Origin of the sequence: Corynebacterium sp. HMSC30G07 (assembly GCF_001806945.1) — a bacterium.
Lineage (GTDB): Bacteria > Actinomycetota > Actinomycetes > Mycobacteriales > Mycobacteriaceae > Corynebacterium > Corynebacterium riegelii.
On the sequence record NZ_KV786467.1, the window covers coordinates 1 to 22,809 of the forward strand.

23 protein-coding genes are annotated in these 22,809 nt (G+C 59.9%); 20 read left to right on the forward strand and 3 right to left on the reverse strand.

Annotated features, from left to right (window positions below; translation table 11 throughout):
• The 3 genes from HMPREF3104_RS06455 to HMPREF3104_RS06465 form a co-directional block, all read left to right on the forward strand.
• A partial coding sequence (locus HMPREF3104_RS06455; RefSeq protein ID WP_246816375.1) for a His/Gly/Thr/Pro-type tRNA ligase C-terminal domain-containing protein occupies positions 1 to 437 on the forward strand: 437 nt, incomplete at its 5' end.
• Between the two features lie 73 nt (positions 438 to 510).
• Positions 511 to 819, forward strand: coding sequence for a helix-turn-helix domain-containing protein (locus HMPREF3104_RS06460; RefSeq protein WP_052204071.1), 309 nt, complete (start codon positions 511 to 513; stop codon positions 817 to 819).
• A gap of 11 nt (positions 820 to 830) precedes the next feature.
• Positions 831 to 2,030, forward strand: coding sequence for a type II toxin-antitoxin system HipA family toxin (locus tag HMPREF3104_RS06465; RefSeq protein WP_070494874.1), 1,200 nt, complete (start codon positions 831 to 833; stop codon positions 2,028 to 2,030).
• Positions 2,031 to 2,042: 12 nt separating this feature from the next.
• On the opposite strand, the gene HMPREF3104_RS06470 is transcribed toward HMPREF3104_RS06465, so the two are convergent.
• The 3 genes from HMPREF3104_RS06470 to HMPREF3104_RS06480 are packed head-to-tail and all read right to left on the reverse strand — an operon-like array spanning position 2,043 to position 5,139.
• Positions 2,043 to 3,443, reverse strand: a complete 1,401-nt coding sequence (locus HMPREF3104_RS06470) for an L-serine ammonia-lyase (protein WP_052204076.1) — start codon at positions 3,441 to 3,443, stop codon at positions 2,043 to 2,045.
• A gap of 36 nt (positions 3,444 to 3,479) precedes the next feature.
• Positions 3,480 to 4,202, reverse strand: a complete 723-nt coding sequence (locus HMPREF3104_RS06475) for a CBS domain-containing protein (protein ID WP_070494875.1) — start codon at positions 4,200 to 4,202, stop codon at positions 3,480 to 3,482.
• A 19-nt stretch (positions 4,203 to 4,221) separates the two neighbouring features.
• Positions 4,222 to 5,139 carry a KPN_02809 family neutral zinc metallopeptidase gene (locus HMPREF3104_RS06480; RefSeq protein ID WP_070495000.1) on the reverse strand — a complete coding sequence of 306 codons (918 nt, stop codon included), beginning with the start codon at positions 5,137 to 5,139 and terminating at the stop codon, positions 4,222 to 4,224.
• A 103-nt stretch (positions 5,140 to 5,242) separates the two neighbouring features.
• On the opposite strand from HMPREF3104_RS06480, the gene aspS reads away from it, so the two are divergent.
• The 17 genes from aspS (at position 5,243) to HMPREF3104_RS06565 (ending at position 22,744) form a co-directional block, all read left to right on the forward strand.
• Positions 5,243 to 7,060 carry an aspartate--tRNA ligase gene (gene aspS / locus HMPREF3104_RS06485; RefSeq protein ID WP_070494876.1) on the forward strand — a complete coding sequence of 606 codons (1,818 nt, stop codon included), beginning with the start codon at positions 5,243 to 5,245 and terminating at the stop codon, positions 7,058 to 7,060.
• An 18-nt stretch (positions 7,061 to 7,078) separates the two neighbouring features.
• The gene (locus tag HMPREF3104_RS06490) at positions 7,079 to 8,332 is read left to right on the forward strand and encodes a protein kinase family protein (protein ID WP_070494877.1); all 1,254 of its coding nucleotides are present in this window, start codon (positions 7,079 to 7,081) and stop codon (positions 8,330 to 8,332) included.
• Positions 8,333 to 8,352: 20 nt separating this feature from the next.
• Positions 8,353 to 9,711 (forward strand): replication-associated recombination protein A, encoded by a 1,359-nt coding sequence (locus tag HMPREF3104_RS06495; protein WP_070494878.1) that lies wholly within the window; start codon positions 8,353 to 8,355, stop codon positions 9,709 to 9,711.
• 57 nt (positions 9,712 to 9,768) lie between these two features.
• Positions 9,769 to 12,438 carry an alanine--tRNA ligase gene (alaS, locus tag HMPREF3104_RS06500; protein WP_070494879.1) on the forward strand — a complete coding sequence of 890 codons (2,670 nt, stop codon included), beginning with the start codon at positions 9,769 to 9,771 and terminating at the stop codon, positions 12,436 to 12,438.
• 176 nt (positions 12,439 to 12,614) lie between these two features.
• Complete coding sequence (ruvX, locus tag HMPREF3104_RS06505) at positions 12,615 to 13,109, forward strand: Holliday junction resolvase RuvX (protein WP_052204089.1); 495 nt, start codon at positions 12,615 to 12,617, stop codon at positions 13,107 to 13,109.
• Positions 13,106 to 14,254, forward strand: coding sequence for an endolytic transglycosylase MltG (gene mltG, locus HMPREF3104_RS06510; RefSeq protein ID WP_070494880.1), 1,149 nt, complete (start codon positions 13,106 to 13,108; stop codon positions 14,252 to 14,254). Before ruvX ends, mltG begins: the two co-directional genes overlap by 4 nt.
• Before the next feature lie 15 nt (positions 14,255 to 14,269).
• On the forward strand, positions 14,270 to 15,079 hold the full coding sequence (locus HMPREF3104_RS06515) for a shikimate dehydrogenase (RefSeq protein ID WP_070495001.1): 810 nt from the start codon (positions 14,270 to 14,272) through the stop codon (positions 15,077 to 15,079).
• A gap of 13 nt (positions 15,080 to 15,092) precedes the next feature.
• Positions 15,093 to 15,482, forward strand: a complete 390-nt coding sequence (locus tag HMPREF3104_RS06520) for an A24 family peptidase (RefSeq protein ID WP_070494881.1) — start codon at positions 15,093 to 15,095, stop codon at positions 15,480 to 15,482.
• Positions 15,483 to 15,505: 23 nt separating this feature from the next.
• Positions 15,506 to 16,732 carry a chorismate synthase gene (gene aroC / locus HMPREF3104_RS06525; protein WP_070494882.1) on the forward strand — a complete coding sequence of 409 codons (1,227 nt, stop codon included), beginning with the start codon at positions 15,506 to 15,508 and terminating at the stop codon, positions 16,730 to 16,732.
• Entirely contained in the window at positions 16,733 to 17,287 is a 555-nt protein-coding gene (locus HMPREF3104_RS06530) for a shikimate kinase (RefSeq protein WP_070494883.1), read from the forward strand.
• 35 nt (positions 17,288 to 17,322) lie between these two features.
• Positions 17,323 to 18,393, forward strand: a complete 1,071-nt coding sequence (aroB, locus tag HMPREF3104_RS06535) for a 3-dehydroquinate synthase (RefSeq protein ID WP_070494884.1) — start codon at positions 17,323 to 17,325, stop codon at positions 18,391 to 18,393.
• Positions 18,394 to 18,397: 4 nt separating this feature from the next.
• Entirely contained in the window at positions 18,398 to 18,856 is a 459-nt protein-coding gene (aroQ, locus tag HMPREF3104_RS06540; RefSeq protein ID WP_070494885.1) for a type II 3-dehydroquinate dehydratase, read from the forward strand.
• A gap of 2 nt (positions 18,857 to 18,858) precedes the next feature.
• Entirely contained in the window at positions 18,859 to 19,950 is a 1,092-nt protein-coding gene (locus HMPREF3104_RS06545) for an aminopeptidase P family protein (RefSeq protein ID WP_070494886.1), read from the forward strand.
• Positions 19,951 to 19,992: 42 nt separating this feature from the next.
• Positions 19,993 to 20,556 carry an elongation factor P gene (gene efp, locus HMPREF3104_RS06550; RefSeq protein ID WP_070494887.1) on the forward strand — a complete coding sequence of 188 codons (564 nt, stop codon included), beginning with the start codon at positions 19,993 to 19,995 and terminating at the stop codon, positions 20,554 to 20,556.
• Entirely contained in the window at positions 20,556 to 21,035 is a 480-nt protein-coding gene (nusB, locus tag HMPREF3104_RS06555; protein WP_070494888.1) for a transcription antitermination factor NusB, read from the forward strand. Before efp ends, nusB begins: the two co-directional genes overlap by 1 nt.
• A gap of 9 nt (positions 21,036 to 21,044) precedes the next feature.
• Complete coding sequence (locus tag HMPREF3104_RS06560) at positions 21,045 to 21,896, forward strand: PPK2 family polyphosphate kinase (RefSeq protein ID WP_070494889.1); 852 nt, start codon at positions 21,045 to 21,047, stop codon at positions 21,894 to 21,896.
• Between the two features lie 146 nt (positions 21,897 to 22,042).
• A complete protein-coding gene (locus tag HMPREF3104_RS06565) occupies positions 22,043 to 22,744 on the forward strand; it encodes a hypothetical protein (RefSeq protein WP_070494890.1) in 702 nt (233 codons plus the stop codon).
• The last annotated feature ends 65 nt before the right edge of the window (positions 22,745 to 22,809 follow it).

Genomic DNA, 22,809 nt, shown 5'->3' on the forward strand with positions numbered 1-22,809 from the left:
GACGTTGCTCACCCACCCATGGCCTAAGTCGGGACGGGCTCATGGCCCAGATCGGTGGCCAGGACCTCTCCGGTATCGGCTTTGGTCTTGGCGTGGATCGTACGGTGCTCGCGCTTGAAGCTGAGGGTGTAACGCTTGAAGGAGTTGAGCGTCGCGTGGACGTCTTTGGCGTTGGCATTGGCGAAAAGGCCCAAGAGCGGATGGCGCTGCTGATCAATGAGCTGCGCGCTGCTGGTATCTCCACTGACATGGCTTACGGCGGCCGCGGGCTCAAGGGCGCTATGAAGGGCGCTGACCGCGCTGGCGCCAAGTTTGCACTCGTGCTGGGGGATCGCGAGCTGGAGGCCGGGGAGGTCACTGTGAAGAACCTTGCGGACCACTCCCAGGTGACGGTTGCTCTGAGCGCGGAGGCGGTTGCTGCGGCTGTCCAGGCCTAGCACGCGATTAAGTAACAGAAATCTGTAACATACCTGGTTTTCCTGCTAGGTTTCTGTTGCTAAAATCAAGCGCATGAGATACACGCCGACGCCCGTTCGCCGCGGAATGCGCGCGATAGGTGAGCATGTTCGCATTCAACGCAAGCTGCTGGGGCTCACCGGCAGCATGGTTGCTGAGCGTGCTGGCATTTCGCCGACCACGCTGAGCAAGCTGGAAAACGGGCAGGGTGCCGGGTTGGACGCGACGCTTGCGGTCCTCAACGTGCTGGGACTGCTCGACCGCGTGGTCACGGCAAGCGATCCCTATCTCACAGACGTGGGTCGCTTGCGGGCCGCAGAGCAGCTGCCCGAACGGGTTCGAACCCCGAAACCGGATTTCTAGGGGAGAAGGTAGTGGGCGACAGTAAGATTGCGGTTACCACCGTCATTGGCGGCAATGACGTCCTTGCTGGATATATTTACCGCACGCGAGCGTCGGCGTCGTTTGCGTACGAACCCTCCTTTTTGGCCCGTCCGGACGCCTTTTCCTTAGCTCCAGCGCTTGGTCTTTTCTCAGGGCCACAGCCAATCTTGCCAGTAAACCCGTTTAGCGACTCCGCGCCAGATACATGGGGCCGAAAAGTTCTCATGCGCGCAGCAGGGCGAAATCTGGACGAGGTTTCGCTGCTGCTTGGGGTCAATGACAACGGCAGGCAAGGGGCGACCCGCTTCTGGGTCGATGGAGTTGCGGTCGCAGATGGCGAAGGCGTTCCGGGTGAGCACGAACTTGTAGAGGTTTTGCGCACGGCTGATCAAGTACAGCGCGGTGACAGAGATATTCTCGAGCGCAATGTGAGGAGATTGTTCCGCGCGACTGGATCGCTTGGCGGTGCGCGTCCCAAAGCCAATGTCCGACGTGGGCAAGAGCTGTGGCTTGCAAAGTTTCCTAAACCCCACGGGGATCAGTGGAACGTTATGGCATGGGAGGCAGCAACACTAGGGCTGATGCAGCGAGTGGGAATAAAGGTTCCTGCCCATGAAACCCGCACTTTTATTGTCGATGGGGAGGACCGCACAGTGTTGTTCCTGCGTCGCTTCGACCGTGACGTTGCAGGGGTACGCATTCCCTACATGTCTGCAATGACCGCGCTGCAAGCCGTTGACGGAGGCGGCGGTGACTGGATCGATCTCATGGAATGGTCCCAATACAGTGGCGCAGATACCACCGAGCAATGGCGACGTGCCGTTTTCGGGGTCCTCGTTGGCAACGTAGACAACCATCTCCGCAACCACGGTTTTCTTCGGAATGGCGGGTCCTGGGTCCTATCACCGGTATTCGATGTCAACCCCACCCCGCCTGGGGACGGCGATGCCTACGAGCTCACACTCGACGGCAAGTCGCAGCTATCCCTCGAAGACTTCACAGAGCCGGCAGTACTCGACCTCTTCGGCGTATCCCTCGATATCGAAACCACAGAATGGCTCCGTCAGGTGCGCAGCGTCCTAGAACAAGCGCCGGCATTAGCCACCGCACATGGTGCGGACGCATTCAGTATGGCGGTCATGGAGGACCGCTTTACGCACGCAAAAGAGCAAATTGAGCAGGTTTTGTAGAGCCCAGTTGGACTAGCACTCGATGATGTTGACCGGCAGACCAAGCTGCACAGCGAGGCCGCCCATAGACGTCTCCTTGTACTTCGTCATCATGTCGCGGCCAGTGGAGGCCATGGTTTCAACGACGTCGTCGAGGGTGACAATGTTGGTGCCATCGCCAAGCTTGCCCAAACGCGCCGCATTGATGGCTTTCACACCACCGATGGCGTTTCGCTCAATGCAGGGAACCTGCACAAGCCCGCCGACAGGGTCGCAGGTAAGCCCCAAGTTATGCTCGAGTGCGATCTCAGCGGCGTTCTCTACCTGCTGCGGGGTGCCGCCAAGGATGGCGCACATACCAGCGGCAGCCATGGATGACGCCGAGCCAACCTCGCCCTGGCAGCCAACCTCCGCACCCGAAATCGAGGCGTTGGTTTTAATAATGACGCCGATAGCGCCTGCCGTGAGCAAGAATTCGTGCACGCGGTCGCGGTCAAAATCGTCGGTGAAGTCACGGCAATAATGCATCACCGACGGGATGATGCCTGCCGCACCGTTCGTCGGGGCAGTAACCACCTGCCCGTGCGCAGCGTTTTCCTCATTGACCGCAAGCGCATACAGGTTGACCCACTCCATCGCGTCAAGCCCGCGGGCCGTTGACGCTTGATATTCCGCGGTTAGCAGGCGGTGGAGACGGTTCGCGCGACGTTTGACGTTGAGGCCGCCTGGCAGTGTGCCCTCGGTTTTCAGCCCGTGGGCAACACACTCCTGCATGACGTCCCACACGGCGTCCAAGTGCTCGTTGAGAGCGTCCCTGCCGTGCAAGGCTTCCTCGTTTGCCCGCATGACTTGGGCGATGGTTAGACCGTGCGTGGCGCACTGCTCCATCAGTTCTTTACCCGTGTCAAAGGGGTAGGGCACAGTCTTCTCGTGCGCGACAGCAACCACGCCAGCTTCGTTCTCATGCGCGGACATGCCCGCACGGTCAAGGATGAACCCACCGCCGATGGAGAAGTACTCCACGTTCTCTGCCAGCTGGTTGCCTTGGGCATCCCAAGCGTCAAAAATCAGGCAGTTGGGGTGTTCTGGCACCGGCTGGGGGTTGAACTCCACCTCATACTCCACGCTGCCGACAGGACCCGAGATGGTGCCAGTCAGCGGGATTTCTTCGCCGGGTTTCGGCGAAATGTCTGCGCTGGTTGTCGTCGGCGTGTATCCGACAAGGCCAAGCAGAACCGCGCGGTCGGTGCCGTGGCCAACACCAGTGGCGGCAAGCGAGCCACGAAGTGCTACGCGCACCTTCGCCGGCAGCTGCGGCAGGGTACTCACAAACGCCTGGGCTGCGCGCATCGGGCCCACCGTGTGTGAGGAAGACGGGCCGATGCCGATAGAAAACAGATCAAGAACGCTAACAGTTGCTGACTTGGTTGGCATTGAAACTTCCTCCTCCAAGGTGGGTTGGTTGTGGGCTTAGGTAACGGCAGCAAGTGCCGGAATGTCCGTTGGGCCGACTACGGCAATGGGGCGCTGGTCAGCGTTGCCGTGCTCCGTAATGATTGCCACACGTGGCAGTGCGCCAGATTTTAGCGGTGTAGTCAACGCTTCGATGGCCGCGGCTGCCGGTGCGGTTCGCGGCAGAAACACCGGGTGGTCGTGTTGTCCGGAAAGTTTAAGCGCCTCGCTGATAGACGTTGAACCGATAGTGTCGTCATCTTGTAAGACGACTGCAATCCAACGCGCAATGGCATTGGTGGTCAGTAGGCCGACGCACACGCCACCGTCGTAAATCGGAAACTGTGTGTGGCCTGACTCCCGGATCGCATGCAGCGCATCGCGAACCGCATCAGCGGGGGAGAAGGTGACCACCTTTTGGTTCTGGCCCACCACCTCTAATGCGGTGACGGGTTTGAGCAACACGTCCCGAAGATGCTCGAGTGCTGCGACGGTTTCAGGCAACGGCTCCGCGATTGGTTTGAAGTCCCGGTACTCGCCGTGGCTGATCGCATTGCGCAGCTCAGCGTATTCCTTCAGATCAGTGGACTGTTCCCAGGTAATCAACCCACGCTTGGCTGCCTGGGAGCACATCCACTTAAAAGAGTCGCTTTTCTTCGCGCCTAACGCCTCGCGCAGAAACCCCTCCACGTCATTGAACGCGGCAAGGAATGCAACGGCGCGATTTGGTGAATCAGCCATGACCGCGAGCGTACGCGAATTAGTCGTTGTACACGCCTCGGTTGAGGGTGTCGCAGGCGGACATCTTGCCGGTCTGGTAGCCAGCCATAAAAGCGGTGCCGCGCTGCTCGGAGGAGCCGTGGGTCCACGCGTCTGGGTCGACCTCGCCGCCGGAGCGACGCTGAATGTTGTCATCACCGATGGACTGTGCGGTTTGGATTGCCTCGTGCAGCTGCTCGTCCGAAACAGACTCCAAACGCCCACCCTGCTGTGCGTAATGTGCCCACAGGCCTGCATAGCAGTCCGCCTGCAGCTCAATAGCAACCGCAGCGGAGTCTTCGCCAGGGTTCTTGTAATCACTCAACCCCAGGGTGCCCTCGATGTGCTGGATGTGGTGACCCATCTCGTGCGCGGTGGCATATGCCTGAGCCAGCGGACCTGCGCTGCCGCCAAGCTGCTGCAGCTGATCGAAGAAGGACACATCCAAGTACGCCGTCTCATCGCGCGGGCAGTAGAACGGCCCCGTTGCAGAAGATGCGTAACCACAGCCGGAAGCCACTTCGCCCTTGAAAATATGCATACCTGCCGGGCGGTACTCCAAGTTGGCCTGCGCCGGCAGTACCTGGGACCACACATCATCAACAGACAGGACCGTCGCCGCGGCAAGGCAGTCCGAATACTCATTAGCCGCATTCGGCTGATCACAGTGCTCCAGGTTGTAGTCGCCCTGCGACTGGTAGTGGCCCTGCTGGTCACCACCAAGACCAAGACCCCCGAGGCCACCGTTGAAGAAGAGCAGCACCAGCAAGATCAAAAGGATGGTTCCGCCACCACCGCCGCCAAGCAACAACGGCAGTGCAAGCAGGCCGCCTGAACCGCCTCGCTGTCCGCCACGGGAACCTGAACTGGTTTGCACACGCCCGCTTGCGCCTTGGCTGGCATCTCCTCTAAACGTCATGGCTTGCATTGTGCCAAACAACCTAAGCGCATGTCTTGAGACGGTCGCGGTAGACTCTTGCGCGATAAGTTTTAACGCCTTTTGGAAGGACTAGGAAAACACCGTGCTGCGCACTCACCTTGCGGGGAACCTCAATAAAGACCTCGATGGCCAGACTGTCACCCTCACCGGTTGGGTGGCACGACGCCGCGACCACGGTGGCGTGATCTTCATCGATCTGCGCGACCGCTCGGGTATCGCCCAGGTTGTCTTCCGTGAATCTGATGTGGCGGAGGCTGCGCACGACCTGCGTAGTGAGTTCGTTGTCAAGGTCACCGGCGTGGTGGAGCCACGTCCGGAAGGCTCTGCAAACCCGAACCTGGCTTCCGGCGAGATCGAGGTCAACGCCACCGAGCTGACCGTATTGAACAAGTCGGCGGCGCTGCCGTTCCAGATTGAAGATGCGTCCTCCACCGAGGTCGGTGAAGAGACCCGCCTGAAGTACCGCTACCTGGATCTGCGCCGTGAGCGTCAGGCGAACGCCATGCGTCTGCGTGCAAAGGCAAACCAGGCTGCACGCCGCGTGCTGGACAACCACGATTTCGTAGAGATTGAGACGCCGACGCTGACGCGCTCCACCCCGGAGGGTGCACGTGACTTCCTGGTGCCGGCACGTTTGAAGCCGGGCTCCTGGTACGCACTGCCGCAGTCGCCACAGCTGTTTAAGCAGCTGCTGATGGTCTCCGGCATGGAGCGCTACTACCAGATCGCTCGCTGCTACCGCGATGAGGATTTCCGCGCTGACCGCCAGCCTGAGTTCACCCAGCTGGACGTTGAGGCCAGCTTTGTTGACCAAGATGACATCATTGAGCTGGCCGAGGAAATCTTGGTGGAGCTGTGGAAGCTCATTGGCTACGAGATTCAGACGCCGATTCCGCGCATGACCTACAAGGAGGCGATGGAAAAGTACGGCTCTGACAAGCCGGACCTGCGCTTTGACATCCCGCTGGTGGACTGCACCGAGTTTTTCAAGGACACCCCGTTCCGCGTATTCAACGCTGAGTACGTGGGCGCCGTGGTGATGGACGGTGGCGCATCTCAGCCGCGCAGGCAGCTGGATGCTTGGCAGGAGTGGGCCAAACAGCGCGGTGCGAAGGGCCTTGCCTACATCCTGATTCAGGAAGACGGTGAGCTGACCGGCCCTGTGGCTAAGAACATCACCGATGAAGAAAAGGCTGGCATTGCAGCACACGTTGGCGCGAAGCCGGGGGACGCAATCTTTTTCGCTGCCGGTGACACGAAGTCTTCTCGCGCACTGCTTGGCGCAGCCCGCGGTGAGATCGCTCGCAAGCTGGACCTGATCAAGGAAGGCGACTGGGCGTTTACCTGGGTTGTGGACGCGCCGCTGTTCGAGCCGGCTGCGGATGCAACGGCTTCCGGCGACGTGGCGCTGGGCCACTCCAAGTGGACGGCTGTGCACCACGCGTTTACCTCCCCGAAGCCGGAGTTTATGGATAACTTCGAGAACAACCCTGGCGAAGCACTCGCGTACGCCTATGACATTGTCTGCAACGGCAATGAGATCGGCGGTGGCTCCATCCGTATCCACCAGCACGACGTACAGAAGCGCGTGTTTGAGGTCATGGGCATCACCGATGAGGAAGCAGACGAGAAGTTCGGCTTCCTGCTTGATGCTTTCCAGTTCGGCGCTCCTCCGCACGGCGGTATCGCCTTCGGCTGGGACCGCATCGTCTCGCTGCTCGGTGGCTTTGAATCCATCCGAGACGTTATTGCGTTCCCGAAGTCCGGTGGCGGTGTTGACCCGTTGACGGATGCGCCGGCCCCAATTCCGGCAGCACAGCGTGCAGAGACGGGTGTGGATTTCAAGCCGAAGAAGAACACCGAAAAATCCACAGAGAAGGCAGACGGCGACAACGCCTAACGCCGGTAGAGACCCAATATGGATCGCGATGCCGTAATTTCCGCCGCGGAGAGTGTGCTCACGCGGCGCTACGGGGGTGCCCAAAAGCTCACCGACGTCACTGCGTTGTCTGGTTCCGGCGTTGCCGGTGTGTACCGCGCGAAGGTGGCTACCAACCCGTTCCTGCAACACAGGACGGTAGTGGTGAAGCACTCCCCGGAGACGGGAAATCTGTTTGATGATGCTGCGTTTTTGCGTGAGGTCGTGGCCTATCAATTCACAACCTCGCTAAGCAGTGACGTGCGCCCTGGCCCAGTGATGTTGGGCTATGACTTGGACGCCCGGATGATCATTCTTTCGGACGCTGGCGATGCTGACACGCTGGCGACCATGTTGGAACGCGCTGACGACATCCAGCACGTGCAGATTCTGCGCAATTTGGGCACGGCCCTTGGCAAGATGCACGCCGGCACGGCAGATAAGGAAGCGCAGTACAACGCGTTGTTTGCAAGGATGACGCGTTCCCGCACCGGTGCGGAGAAGATCCAGCAGTTGCGTGATCGGCTGCTGTCTCACCGCATCCGTTTGGGCCTGGCCATTCTTGAGCAGGCCGGCTTCGAGGTGCCAAATGAGGTGAAGGTGACTGCCTCAAACCTGCAGTCACGTCTGCTTCGCGGTGGTGTGCGCGCGTTTACGCCGTTTGATTTGAGCCCGGACAACGTGATGTACACGGATTCAGGGACGCAGTTTCTGGACTATGAGTGGGCCGGTTTCCGTGACGCTACCTTTGATGTGGCGTTTGTGGTCGCCGGGTTCCCGTTGTATCTGTCTCCGCGTGCGTACCACGAGGATGCGGTCAGTGCGTTTATTGAGGCCTGGCTGCGTGAAGTCCGTGGCACCTGGCCGCTGCTCAACCACGAGGACACCCTTCAGGCGCGTATCACCGCAGGCATGATCGGGTGGGCGCTGTCCAGCTTGACGGTGCTCAACCCAGTGGCGCTTGCGGAGGTGGTGGCTACGGATGAGGAGCTGGCTACCGAATTTGCGGCCGCAGGCGTGGACGTGAACGAGGAGGTTGCGGAGTCCGTGCTTGGATTCGCGGATGCTGGCATCTCCAGTGGTGACATGTTGCGTCCCGCAAGCGAAGGCCCGTTCAGTCACGAGGAACTCATTGTCCGTGAGGATCTGCACGAGACGTTCAACGCTCTTGCTGCTTACGCCGGTACTGGCCGTGACACTGCTTACCTGGTCATTTCCCAGTTTGCCAGCGATGTTGCGCAGCGACTGAAGTAGTAACTGAAGTAGGTTGCACTATGGCACAGGAGGGTTTGTTCGGGGATGATGAGGTCGGCGGGGCGTCGATAAGCAATAGGGGCTCCAGCTTCTTTGAAGTTGGACCGCACGCGCCGCTGGCTGCGCGAATGCGCCCGCGCACGATCGATGAGATCGCCGGCCAGCGTCACCTGTTGGGGGAGGGCAAACCGCTGCGCCGCCTGATCGAGGGCTCTGGCGCAGCCAGTGTGATCCTCTACGGGCCGCCGGGGACGGGGAAAACCACGATTGCCTCGCTGATTGCGGCGACGATGGGGCAGAACTTCATTGGGCTGTCCGCGCTGACATCGGGGGTTAAGGAAGTGCGCGCCGTGATTGATACCGCTCGGCGCGACCTTGCCCGTGGTGAAAAGACGGTGCTGTTTATCGATGAGGTGCACCGCTTTTCCAAAACCCAGCAGGATGCGCTGCTGGCGGCGGTGGAAAACCGTACGGTGCTTCTGGTTGCGGCGACGACGGAAAACCCATCGTTTAGCGTGGTTGCCCCGCTGCTGTCGCGTTCGTTGCTGCTGAAGCTTGAGCCGCTGAGCGATGAGGATATCCGCGGGGTGCTCACCCGTGCGGTGGCTGATGAGCGGGGGCTTGCCAAGAGCATTTCGCTTGACGACGCAGCGTTGAACCAACTCACCCTCCTCGCCTCAGGCGACGCGCGTCGTGCCTTGACGTATCTTGAGGCCGCCGCCGAGGCGGTGCCCGCGGGTGGGGAAGTGACGGAAGAGGTGATCCGCAACAACGTCAATCGTGCCGTGGTGCGCTACGACCGTGATGGGGATCAGCACTACGACATCACCAGCGCCTTCATTAAGTCGATTCGCGGCTCGGACGTGGATGCTGCGCTGCATTATTTGGCACGCATGATTGAGGCGGGCGAGGATCCGCGTTTTATTGCGCGTCGTCTGGTCATTCACGCCTCGGAAGACATTGGCATGGCTGATCCCACCGCGCTGCAGACTGCAACGGCCGCAGCCCAGGCCGTGCAGTTCATCGGCATGCCGGAGGCGCGTCTGACCCTCGCACAGGCGACGATCCACCTAGCAACTGCGCCGAAATCCAACTCCGTCATAGAGGCGATCTCTGCGGCGCAAGCTGATGTGCGCGCGGGCAAGGTGGGGCCGGTGCCGCCGCACTTGCGCGACGGACACTACGAGGGTGCGAAAGCCCTTGGACACGCGGTGGGCTACAAGTACCCCCACGATGATCCGCGTGGTGTGGTCGAGCAGCAGTACATCCCGGAAGGGTTGGAAGATGCGGTGTACTACCAGCCGACAAACCACGGTGCGGAGAAACGGATCAGTGAATACCTTGGGCGGCTGCGCAGGATGGTGCGGGGTCGCGGGTAGAGTATTTCCGGACGTAATTTTGCTATGAGATTTTCTCGTTGAAAGGACAGGCACGTCGTGCAGACTCATGAGATTCGCGAGCGGTTTACCAACCACTTCGTGAGGAGCGGACACACTGAGGTGCCCAGCGCCTCGCTGATTCTTGATGATCCGACGTTGCTCTTTGTCAACGCCGGCATGGTGCCATTCAAGCCGTACTTCCTGGGCCAGCAGACGCCGCCGTTTGAAAACGGCACTGCTACCTCGATTCAGAAGTGCGTGCGCACCCTTGACATTGAAGAAGTGGGTATTACTACCCGCCACAACACGTTTTTCCAGATGGCGGGCAACTTCTCCTTCGGCCAGTACTTCAAGGAAGGTGCGATCAAGCACGCGTGGTCGCTGCTGACTGGTGCTGTGGAAGACGGTGGCCTGGGTCTTGACCCGGAGCGTCTGTGGGTAACCGTGTTTACTGAGGACGATGAGGCGGCGCAGATTTGGGAGAACGTGATCGGCGTGCCGTCGGAACGCATCCAGCGCATGGGCATGGAGGACAACTTCTGGTCCATGGGTGTGCCCGGCCCGTGTGGACCGTGCTCTGAGATCTACTACGACCGTGGCCCGGAGTACGGCAACGAGGGCGGCCCGATTGCGGACGATAACCGTTACATGGAGATCTGGAACCTCGTGTTCATGGAATCCATCCGCGGCGCTGGTGACAAGAAGGGCGGCTTTGAGATTCTCGGCGAGCTGCCGAACAAGAACATCGATACCGGCCTGGGCATTGAGCGTGTGGCCTGCATCCTGCAGGGCGTAGACAACGTCTACGAGACTGACCTGCTGCGCCCTGTGATTGACGTGGCCGAGCAGCTCAGCGGTACGAAGTATGACGCTGGAACCCCAGCTGATGACGTTCGCTTCCGCGTGATTGCAGACCACTCGCGTACATCCATGATGATCATCCTGGATGGCGTTACCCCGTCTAATGAGGGCCGTGGTTATATCCTGCGCCGTCTGCTGCGTCGCATCATCCGCTCCGCGCGCCTGCTGGGCGCAACCGGCCCGGTGATGCAGCCGCTGATGGAGACGATCATGGATACGATGACGCCGTCGTACCCGGAGATTGCTGATAACCGCGACCGTATTCTGCGCGTGGCCATGGCTGAGGAGCGCGCGTTTTCTAAGACGCTGGAGTCTGGTACCCACCGCTTTGATGAGACCGCGGCAGCGCTGAAGTCCGCGGGCGGCACCCAGATTTCTGGCGAGCAGGCGTTTGAGCTCCACGACACCTACGGTTTCCCGATTGACCTAACGCTTGAGATGGCTCGTGAAGCCGGCCTGGACGTGGATATGGACGCGTTCCACGCCTCGATGGAGGAGCAGCGCGCCCGCGCAAAGGCTGACAACAAGGCCAAGAAGATGGGCAACCGCGATGACTCGCTCTACCGCGAGTGGGTTGACGCCAACCCGACTCAGTTTGTTGGCTTTGATGAGCTCACTCACAGCGCGAATGTGATCGGCCTTGTCCGTGACGGCGAAAAGGTTGGCGAGGTCACCGCAGGCGATGAGGTTGAGGTGATCCTGGATGTCACCCCGATGTACGCCGAGGCCGGCGGCCAGATGGCGGACCGTGGCCGCATCGTCGTGGGCGATACCGTGCTCAACGTCAACGACGTGCAAAAAATTGGCAAGAAGCTCTGGGTGCACAAGGCGACGGTGCAAAATGGCGGCCTTGACCTTGGCCAGACGGTCACTGCTGAGGTGGATGAGGCGTGGCGCCACGGTGCCCGCCAGGCACACACCGCAACGCACCTGATCCACGCAGCACTTCGTGAGGTGCTTGGCCCAACCGCAGTCCAGGCCGGTTCTTTGAACAAGCCGGGCTACCTGCGCTTTGACTTCAACTACACCGAGCAGCTGACGGATGCGCAGCTGGAAGAGATTGCCACCATTACCAACCAGGCGGTGGATGCGGACTTTGCCGTCAACACCATTGAGACCAGCCTGGAAGAAGCCAAGGCCATGGGCGCGATGGCACTGTTCGGCGAGAACTATGGCGACCAGGTGCGCGTGGTGGAGATCGGTGGCCCGTTCTCCATCGAGCTGTGCGGTGGTACTCACGTCAGCCACTCCTCCCAGATTGGCCCGGTTGCAGTGCTGGGTGAGTCATCGGTTGGCTCTGGTGCGCGCCGCATTGAGGCCTACTCTGGCCTGGAATCTTTCCGTTACTTCTCCAAGGAAGCAGCGTTGGCGTCTGGCCTGGCTGCGGAATTGAAGACCCCGACTGATCAGTTGCCCGAGCGCATTGCTCAGCTGACTGAGCGTTTGCGCGCGGCTGAGAAGGAAGTAGAGAACCTCCACCGCCAGCAGCTGCTGTCCAACACTGGTGCCATTGTTGCTGGTGCTCAGGAGCTGGCTAACGGCCGCAAGCTGGCCGCCGTGCACTTGCCGGAGGGGATTAACACCGGTGACCTGCGAACGATGGCTAGTGACATCCGCGGCAAGTTCGGCGCTGCCGACGCTGTGGTGGTGCTTGCCTCGAAGGCGGGCGGGAAGGCGGCATTCGCAATCGCCGCTACTGAGGCGGCCGTGGACGCGGGCATCAAGGCTGGTGAGCTGGTCGCAGCATTTGGTTCCCACGTGGGCGGAAAGGGCGGCGGTAAGCCAGACCTGGCCCAGGGTTCTGGCAACAACCCAGAGGGCATCGATGCTGGTTTGGCAGCGTTGCGCGAGCAGTTGGATGCTTAAGATAACGAATTGATTACGTGACACGCCGAGCGCTGGGTGCGCTTCGGCGTGTTTTCGCATTAGCGTCGGTAATGCACCAGCAATGCTTGGAAAACATTAGTAAAAACACCAGTAAAAACACTGCCAACAAGCACTGCTGAATAGCGCTATGTAAAGACAGTTGAAGGATCAATGCGATGAAGGTAGAGCCAGACACACCTGGTGTGGATGACCCGGGCCCCGGCCGCCGTTTAGGCGTGGATGTGGGCACGGTGCGCATCGGGGTGGCTGTCTCTGACCGTGACGCGCGTATGGCAACGCCTCTAGAAACTGTTTCCCGCGTCACTGGCTTCAAGGACCGTGATGGTGAAGATATTGACCGTCTTGTTCAGCTGGCCAGTGAGTATGAAGCAGTAGAGGTGGTAGTTGGGCTGCCGCGTGACTTGCAAGGCAACGGCAGTAACAGCGTCAAACATGCCAAGGAGATCGCGTTTCGCATCCGCCGGCGCACAGGTTTGCCAGTGCGGATGGCGGATGAGCGGCTCACTACCGTCGTCGCTGCGTCTGCAATGCGTGCCGCTGGCACTTCTGAGAAGCAGGGGCGCAAGTTTATTGACCAAGCGGCGGCTGTGGAGATCCTCCAATCTTGGTTAGATGGGCGCAACAACAACCTGAAGGAGAACGAATCGTGACCACCCGACGAAGCGCACAGCGCAAAACGCGCAGTATCGCCGTGCTTATCGCCTCGATCCTGCTCATCATCGGGCTGATCGCCGTGATCGCAGTGTCACGCGGAAGCGGTTCCAGGGACTTTAGCGGGGAGGGCAATGGCGTGGAAGAGATCGTGCAGATCCCTGAAGGCTCGACTATCTCTGCTCTTGGTCCTGAGTTGGAGGAGCGCGGCATTGTTGCTTCTAATAGCGCGTTCCAGGCCGCGGCGGCGAACAACCCTGACGCGGACAACATCCACCCAGGTTTCTACCGCTTGCAGGGTGAGATGAGCGCTAAGGCTGCGGTTGCGGCGCTTGTGAATGACGCCAATAAGATCACCCCGCTGAAGGTTTACGGCGGTGCAACGCTGATGGACATCAACGTGCTTGGTGGGCAGACCCGCTTCGGTATTTTGTCCATGATTCAGGACGTCACCTGTGGCGGCACGAATATGAGCGGCTGCGTGGATATTGAGCAGCTGAACAAGGTTGCGGCGAACGCGGATCCTGCAGCTCTAGGTGTGCCGGAGTGGGCGCGTGAGCAGGTTGCGCAGCGCGCAGGTGATGCAAAGCGCCTCGAGGGCCTTATTGCTCCGGGCGAGTACATCATTGATCCGGGTGCAAGTGCAGAAGATATTCTGACTGACCTGATTACCCGCTCTGCAGCACAGTATGAGGCAACGGGGATCACGGAACGCGCAGCAGCAGTCGGTATGTCGCCGTATGAGCTGCTGATTGCGGCCTCCCTGGTGGAGCGCGAAGCCCCAGCTGGTGAGTTTGACAAGGTCGCGCGTGTGATCTTGAACCGCCTGGATGCTCCGATGCGTCTTGAGTTTGATTCCACCGTGAACTACGGGCTGCCGTCTGTAGAGGTGGCGACCACGGATGAGGACCGTGGGCGTGTGACCCCGTGGAATACCTACGCCAAGGACGGCCTGCCGGAGACGCCGATCGCGTCGCCGTCGATCGAGGCTATTGAGGCAATGGAGAACCCGGCTGAGGGCAATTGGCTGTTCTTTGTCACCGTGGATAAGGACGGCACCACGGTGTTCAACGACACGTTTGAGCAGCACATGGCTGATACGGTTCGCGCAATTGAAAGCGGCGTGCTGGATTCCCAGCGTTAGGCAGGCACGATGAATATGTTGCGCGCAGCCGTACTGGGTTTTCCCATTCAGCACTCGCTTTCGCCGGTCCTGCACTCGGCGGGTTTTAAAGCCACCGGCTTAGACAACTGGGAATACACCCGTTTTGAGTGCAAGGCAGAGGATTTGCCGCGCATTGTGGGTGGGGCAGACGAGTCCTTCCGCGGTTTCTCGGTGACCATGCCCGCGAAGTTCGCGGCGCTTGAGTTTGCTGATGAAGTGACTGATCGTGCGCGCGAGATCGGCTCGGCGAACACGCTGGTGCGCATCGATGAAAAGTCTTGGCGTGCGGATAACACGGACAGTGAAGGCCTGCTGATCGCCTTGGAAGAGCTGATGCGTGGCGCGCCGATTCGCACTGCTGTGGTGGTGGGTGCAGGTGGTACGGCTCGCCCTGCTGTGTGGGCGTTGCGCCAGCTCGGTGCGAAGCAGGTGACTATCTTGAACCGCTCTGACCGCGCAGATGAGTTTGCTGGGTTGACTGAGGGGATGGACGCTGCGTTTGTTCCTTTTGAGGGCACTGATATTGCACAGATCACTATGGCTGCGGATGTGGTGGTCTCCACGGTGCCGTCGGCAGGCATCGAGCCCTATGTGCCTGCACTTGCGCATGCGCCGGTGCTGGATGTGATCTATGACCCTTGGCCGACACCGCTTGCGGTGTGCGCCGCTTCCAACGGGTATCACGCTGTTGGCGGGCTATCCATGCTGGCCGGGCAGTCTTACTCCCAGTTTGAGCAGTTCACTGGGGTTGAGGCCCCGCGTGAAAAGATGCGCGAGGCCCTGTTCGCACACGTTCAGCGCTGATAGAATCCCCGGCATGGGGTTCGGGGTATTTGTTGTATGGTCGTTGGGGCTTCTGCTTATCGACGCATGGCGTAACATCCTTCCCAACATCCTGACCCTTCCAGCCGCAGTGCTGGCACTCGGCGCGTGCATGGTGCACCCGCAGTGGGCGTGGGGATTGTTGTGGGGGTTAGCCTATCTGGCGTTTGGGCGTGGCATCGGCGGGGGTGACATCAAGCTTGCAGTTCCACTTGGGGTGGTGGTGGCCGCGATGGGCGGAATCGGCGGGGTTATTGCGGCTGTTGCGCTATCGTCCCTGCTCACCATAGGTATATCGTTGGTTTTGCGGCGTAAATCGGTAGCGCATGGACCGTCGATGATTATTTCAACGTGGTGTCTTGTCGCAGTCTGTGCGTTTTCTTAGCGCATGTGTGAGACAATGCTGCAATGCTTCGTTGGACTACCGCTGGGGAATCCCATGGACAGGCGCTGGTAGCGCTTATTGAAAACTTGCCGGCTGGGGTGCCGGTGACCAAGGACGAGATTGGCCACCAGCTAGCTCGCCGCCGCCTCGGCTACGGCCGTGGTGCGCGTATGAAGTTTGAGGCTGATGAGCTCACCTTGCTCACTGGTGTTGTGCATGGGCGCACGATTGGCAGCCCGATTGCCATCCAGATTGGCAACACTGAATGGCCGAAGTGGACCACCATCATGAGCGCGGAGCCGGTGGATGAATCGGATCCGGAGGTTGCCAAGGCACTGGCTTCTGGCCGCGGTGCGAAACTGACACGTCCGCGTCCTGGCCACGCCGACTTTGCTGGCATGGTGAAATACGGCTTTGACTCTGCCCGCCCGGTCCTAGAGCGTTCTTCAGCGCGTGAGACTGCAGCGCGCGTTGCTGCGGGCGCGGTTGCGCGTAGCTTCCTACGTGAGACCTTGGGGGTGGAGGTGTTCTCCCACGTGGTCTCCATCGGTGAGTCCGCGGCGTATGAGGGGCAGTCCCCGGCGTTTGCGGACATTGAGGCCATTGATGCTTCCCCGGTGCGTGCCTTTAACAAGGACGCGGAGGCTGACATGGTGGCGTGCATTGAAGCAGCGAAGAAGGCTGGCGACACCCTCGGTGGCATTGTTGAGGTGATTGTGGATGGTCTGCCGATCGGGCTTGGCTCCCACATCTCCGGTGAGCACCGTTTGGATGCTCAGCTGGCCGGCGCACTGATGGGTATCCAGAGTGTCAAGGGCGTGGAGATTGGTGACGGCTTTGAGGAAGCTCGCCGTCGCGGCTCCGCAGCGCACGACGAAATGGTGCGTGAGAACGGGCAGCTGCGTCGTCTCTCCAACCGTGCCGGTGGCCTGGAAGGCGGCATGACCAACGGTGAGCAGCTGCGCGTCCGCGCAGCTATGAAGCCGATTTCCACGGTGCCGCGTGCACTGAAGACTGTGGATATGTCGACTGGTGGTGCCGCAACCGGTATCCACCAGCGCTCTGACGTGTGCGCAGTGCCAGCCGGTGGCGTCGTCGCCGAGGCCATGGTTGCTCTGGTGCTCGCCCGCGCTGTTACCGAAAAGTTTGGGGGAGACAGCTTGGAAGAGGTTAAGCGCAATATCAACTCCTACAAGGAGTACGTGTCTACGCGCCTTGCATTCGCCGACTCCGAAGAGGGAGAGAACTAGATGTCTGAAGCCACGATCGCGGCTCCGGAGCCGCCGCATGTTGTGAATTCTTCCCCGCGCGTTGTCCTGGTTGGTCCGCCCGGTGCAGGTAAATCCACAATTGGTCGTAGGTTGGGCAGTGCCCTGAACCTGCCAGTAGTGGATTCAGACACGTTGATTGAGCAGGGCGAAGGCAAGTCCTGCGGCGAAATCTTCAGCGAGCTGGGAGAAAAAGCGTTCCGCGAGGTTGAAGCAGACTACGTAGCACGTGCGTTGGCTACGGGCGGCGTGGTCAGCCTTGGCGGTGGAGCAGTGCTGACTGAATCCACCCGCGCCCTCTTGCAGAACCACACGGTGGTGTGGATCGATGTCACTGCAGAGGAGGGCATCCGCCGTACCGCAGAAGACACATCGCGGCCCGTACTGCAGGCAGATGACCCGCACGAGCACTACCGCAACCTGCTAGTTACGCGTGAACCGTTCTATCGTGAAGTAGCGGATCACCGCGTACGGACGGATTCGCGGCCACCGCAGCGGGTGGTGGCTGAAGTCTTGAGTTTTATCGATACCGAATAGGCACAACGAGCACACAATAGGTTGGGGTTAACGCGATGCCAATGATCCAGGTGACGGGACAAAGCCCGTACAACATCCACATCGGCTATGACATCACCGGCGAGGTTGCCGGAAGAGTAAAAGACATTGGCGCGCGCAAGGTGGCCATTATTCACCAGCAGCCGCTGAGTGCGGTCGCCCGCGGTGTAGCCCACGACATTGAGGCGCTTGGCATCCAGGCCGTCTTAGCCCCTGTGCCCGATGCTGAAGATGCAAAGACGCTCACCGTCGCCGGTGAGCTGTGGGACATGCTTGGAGCCCGTGGCTTTTCGCGCCAGGATGCAGTTATCGGTCTTGGCGGTGGAGCGGTAACCGACCTGGCTGGGTTTGTGGCCTCCGCGTGGATGCGTGGCATCAAGGTCATCCAGGTGCCCACCACGCTGCTTGCCATGGTGGATGCGGCGGTTGGCGGCAAAACCGGCATCAACACAGACGCAGGCAAGAACCTCGTCGGTGCATTCCATGAGCCTGACTCCGTGTTCATTGACCTTGAGCGCATGCACACCTTGCCGGAGGAAGAGATCATCTCCGGCTCCGCTGAGCTGATCAAGACGGGCTTTATTGCGGACCCGCAGATTCTGGAGCTTTACCGCGACGGCGCCGACGCGCACTGGGAGGAACTGGTTACCCGTTCCGTGGCAGTCAAGGCCAATGTGGTGAGCCAGGATCTGAAGGAGTCAGGCCTGCGCGAAATCCTCAACTATGGTCACACGCTGGGGCATGCGGTTGAACTTCGGGAAGATTACACGTGGCGCCACGGCAACGCGGTAGCTGTGGGCATGATGTTTGCGGCAAAGCTTGCCCAGAATAGGGGATTGATTGATGAGGCCCTGTTTGCTCTCCACCACGAGATCCTCTCCGCAGTTGGCTTGCCCACTACCTACGACGCTGATGCGTTTGATGAGCTGTACCAGGGAATGGGCCGTGACAAGAAGAACCGTGACGGCCGCATTCGCTTCGTAGTACTCAACGGCATGGGATCGTGCACCAGGCTTGAAGACGCCACGGTGGACGAAATGCGCGCCGCCTACGAGGCGATCACCGCTCAAGCTGCAGAGGAGGCATAAACCAATGCCAGATTCTTTAAAGATTGTCGTGCTCAATGGACCAAATCTGAATAGGTTGGGCAAGCGGCAGCCGGAGGTCTACGGAAGGGTGGGTCTCGTGGACGTCGAAAAGCAAGTGAAAGCTCGTGCCGCCGAACTTGGCGCGGAGGTTGACTTCAAGCAGACCAACCACGAAGGCGAGATGATTGAGTGGGTCCATCAGGCGGCTGATGATGGGGCAGCGGTGATTATCAACCCAGGCGGCTGGACGCACACGTCAGTGGCGCTGCGCGACGCCTTGGCCGAGGTGGCCGACGGAGCAGGGTTTATTGAGGTGCATATCTCCAATGTGCATGCGCGTGAAGCATTTCGAAACCACTCGTATCTTTCCCCGATTGCTATCGGCGTAATCGCAGGCCTCGGTGTGCATGGCTACACCCTGGCACTGGAACACTTGGTAGCGCGGGCCAATAAGGAGGCATAACCATGGGAATGGCAGATACTCGCTTTGAAACACGTCGGCGCAAGCTGGCATCCGAACTAGCGGGCAAGCGTGTGGATGACATGTTGGTCACCCACATCACGCACGTGCGCTACCTTTCCGGATTCACTGGTTCGAATGCGGCACTGTTGGTGTCGAAGGACCGCAGCGCGGCCATTGCTACGGACGGGCGATACACCACCCAGATTGCCAGCGAAGTACCTGACATCGAGGCGACGATTACCCGCCAGCTGGCCAAGGAGCTTTTGGCCCCTGTGGTGCCGGGCCACCGCGTGGGCTTCGAGGCTGATTACGTCAGTGTTGCCCAGCTGGAACGCATGAAGGCTGCCTGCCCTGAGGGTGTTGAGCTGGTGCCGGTCACCGGTGTGATTGAGCAGATCCGCTTGACCAAGGACAACTTGGAGCTGACCCGCCTTGCAGAAGCCGCGGAGCTGGCCACCCAGGCGCTGACAGAGATGGTGGAGGCTGGCGGCGTGCGTGAAGGCCGTAGCGAGCGCGACATCGCCGCTGACCTTGAATTCCGCATGCGCATGCTGGGGGCTGAGCGCCCGAGCTTTGACACGATTGTGGCATCGGGCCCGAACTCTGCGATGCCGCACCACTCCGCGGGGGATCGTGTGCTGGCCAAGGGAGACCTGGTCACCATTGACTTTGGTATGCACCGCTTGGGCTTTAACTCAGATATGACGCGCACGTTTGCCATTGGTGAGCCCAGTGCAACACTGCGTGAAACCTATGAAGTTACGCTCGCGGCGCAGCTTGCTGGTGTGAAGGCATCCACGCCGGGCACCGCGCTTGTTGATGTGGACGCTGCCTGCCGCGAAGTGATTACGGACGCTGGCTACGGCGACTATTTCGTGCACTCCACGGGCCACGGCGTGGGCCTGGATGTGCATGAGGCGCCATCTGCGGCAAAGACCGGCGAAGGCGTGCTGCGCGAAGATATGACGCTGACCATTGAGCCGGGTATTTACCTGCCAGGTGAGGGCGGTGTGCGTATTGAGGACACGTTGTTCATCACTTCCGGTGCGCCTCGCATCATTACCAGTTACCCCAAGGAATTGATCGTGCTGTAGCATTGCGGTGTTTGATCGCAATGTCCCAAGGAGGCAAAACCCGTGGCAACTACTGCCGATTTCAAGAATGGCCTTGTGCTGAAGGTAGACGGCAAGCTGCAGCAGATCGTCGAGTTCCAGCACGTTAAGCCGGGTAAGGGCCCTGCATTCGTGCGCACCAAGCTCAAGGACGTCGTCTCTGGCAAGACCGTGGACAAGACCTGGAACGCTGGCGTGAAGGTTGAGACCGCAACGGTTGACCGTCGTGACATGACCTACCTGTACAACGACGGCACCAGCTTCGTTGTTATGGACGACAAGACCTACGAGCAGTACGAGCTGCCGACGGACGCGTTCGGCGACGCTGGTCGTTTCCTGCTGGAGAACATGCGCGTGCAGGTGTCCTTCCACGAGGGTGAGGCACTATTTGGTGAGCTGCCGATCTCCGTTGACTTAAAGATTGAGCACACCGATCCGGGCCTGCAGGGCGATCGCTCCACCGGTGGTACCAAGCCGGCCACCTTGGAGACCGGTGCTGAGATCCAGGTGCCGCTCTTCCTGGAGACGGGCAACGTGGTGAAGGTTGACACCCGCACGGGCGAGTACCTCTCCCGCGTGAACAACTAATGCCTGATCACAAGCGCCACGGCGCGCGCTATCGTGCGCGGCGCCGTGCAGTAGACATTCTGTTTGAGGCAGAGACCCGCGACATTGACCCGGTGGCGATTGTTGAGGACCGCGTTGAATTGGCGCGGGATCCCAACAACGCTGTAGCGCCGGTTGCGCAGTACACGCGCGACATCATTAGCGGTGCCGCTGAGCGTTTGGATGATCTTGATGATCAGATTGAGCGCTTCTTGGACCGTGACTGGGAGCTCTACCGACTGCCGGCGGTTGATCGTCAGATTTTGCGCGTGGCTACGTGGGAGATTCTGTATAACGACGAGGTTGATGCCGCTATCGCCATCGCTAACGCGTTGGAGATGGCCACGGAGTATTCCGGCAACCAGGCTCCGCCGTACATTCACGCGATGCTGGATGGCATTGTGCAGGCCAACTCCCCGGACGCACCGGGCGATGCGGTAGAAGAATCTGACCAAAGCTAAGGAGAAGCAGTGGCAAAGCTCACCGTTGAGGAAGCAAAATCGCATTTCGTTGGACCCAACTTCCAGCTAGATGACGTTGATCCGGCGTCTACGCCCGGGCTCTCTGGCGCGGACGACGTGGATGAGGTGTTCAACGACCGAGACGATGAGCTAGATGAGCTGCAGGAGAAGCTCTACGCAAACGGTCGCGCCGGCAATGAGCAAGCTGGGTCAGTGCTTCTGGTGCTCCAAGGTATGGACACCGCCGGCAAGGGCGGCATTGTGCGCCACGTCATTGGCGCCACGATGGACATCCAAGGCGTGCATGTGAAGGCTTTTGGTCGCCCGACTGAAGAGGAAGCGGCACACGATTTCCTGTGGCGCTTTGAGCCGCATCTGCCGAAGCCAGGCCAGATTGTTGTGTTTGACCGCTCGCACTATGAAGACGTGTTGGTGCAGCGCGTCAAGCAGATGGCTCCGCCTGAGGAGATTGAGCGTCGCTACGGTGCGATTGTGGATTTTGAGGCGGAGCTCGCGGCCCGCGGCACGAAGATCATCAAGATCATGCCGCACATCTCGCGTGAGTTTCAGGCTGAGAACCTGCGTAAGCGAATTGAAAACCCGAAGAAGCACTGGAAGTACAACCCGGGTGACATTGAAGACCGCAAGCTGTGGTCTCAGTTTATGGCGGCCTACCAGATCGCTATGACGCGTACGTCAACCGATGTTGCGCCGTGGTACTGCGTGCCGTCAGACAATAAGAAGTACTGCCGCGCCGTGGTCAAGACCTTGCTTGCTGATGCGCTGGATTCATTGGATCTTAAGTGGCCGAAGGCTGACTTTGACCCTGAGGTCGAGCTCAAGCGCCTCGCGGAGTCCTAGAGACCCCTAATCCCACCAGCTCCCGGGGCTTTCGTGATGCGTCCGAAGGAACCGGGAGCGTCACGTGTGTAGCCTTGCGGGCACACGATCTTTTCCATCACATTGCACGACTCAGACGGCGAGTCGTGGCGAGGGAAGTAGGGCGAATGCGCAAGGCGAAAACAATTGCAGGAGTATTGGCGGCAACGACACTGACGGTGGCGGGATGTTCGGACAGCGCGCAGAACGCCGAAGGTGGCGGCGGGGCCGAGGACACCACGCAGAACACTACCGAGCTGAGTAGTGGCAATACTAGCGAAGCCCAAGACGCACCAGACCCCGATGTTTGTGCCACAGAGGTGAGCATCAAGGCGCTCTTGGACCAGATGCCGGAAGAGCTCGTGGGCTTGCCCTATGACCCAGACTTCAGCACGCAGATGGACGAGGGTTGGAATAAGTACTACCGAAGTGGCACTGAGCAATTCTCCGTCGGGGTCTCGTACTACGACGAAGAGCTGGGGCAGGTTCCGTGCCCGGCTGACCCGACGACGGGCGCGCAGGATGAACGCACGCTGCACGCTGAAAGCTACCAAGAACAGCAGGTGCGTGACGGGGAAGAGGTGCTGCCGTGGGATGAATTCGCGTTCACGGTGGGCGATCGCTACTTCGCGTGCGCCAAGCACCCGGAGGCAGACTTGCGTCAGTTCTTCTGCTCAACCAGTTTCGGCAATGCTTCGGCGACCACGTACATGTTCCGCTATTCCAAGGGGGACGCCCAGGATGTGGAGGACATGAAGGAAGCCATGGCTGAGCTGACTCCACTGTTTGATCAGCAGCCGGTGGGGCCAGGATTATCTGACCTTAATTAAGACGCTAGATAAGGCGCTAAACAACGTGGGGGCCGGCTACTTAATCGGTAAAGAGCGATGGGGAT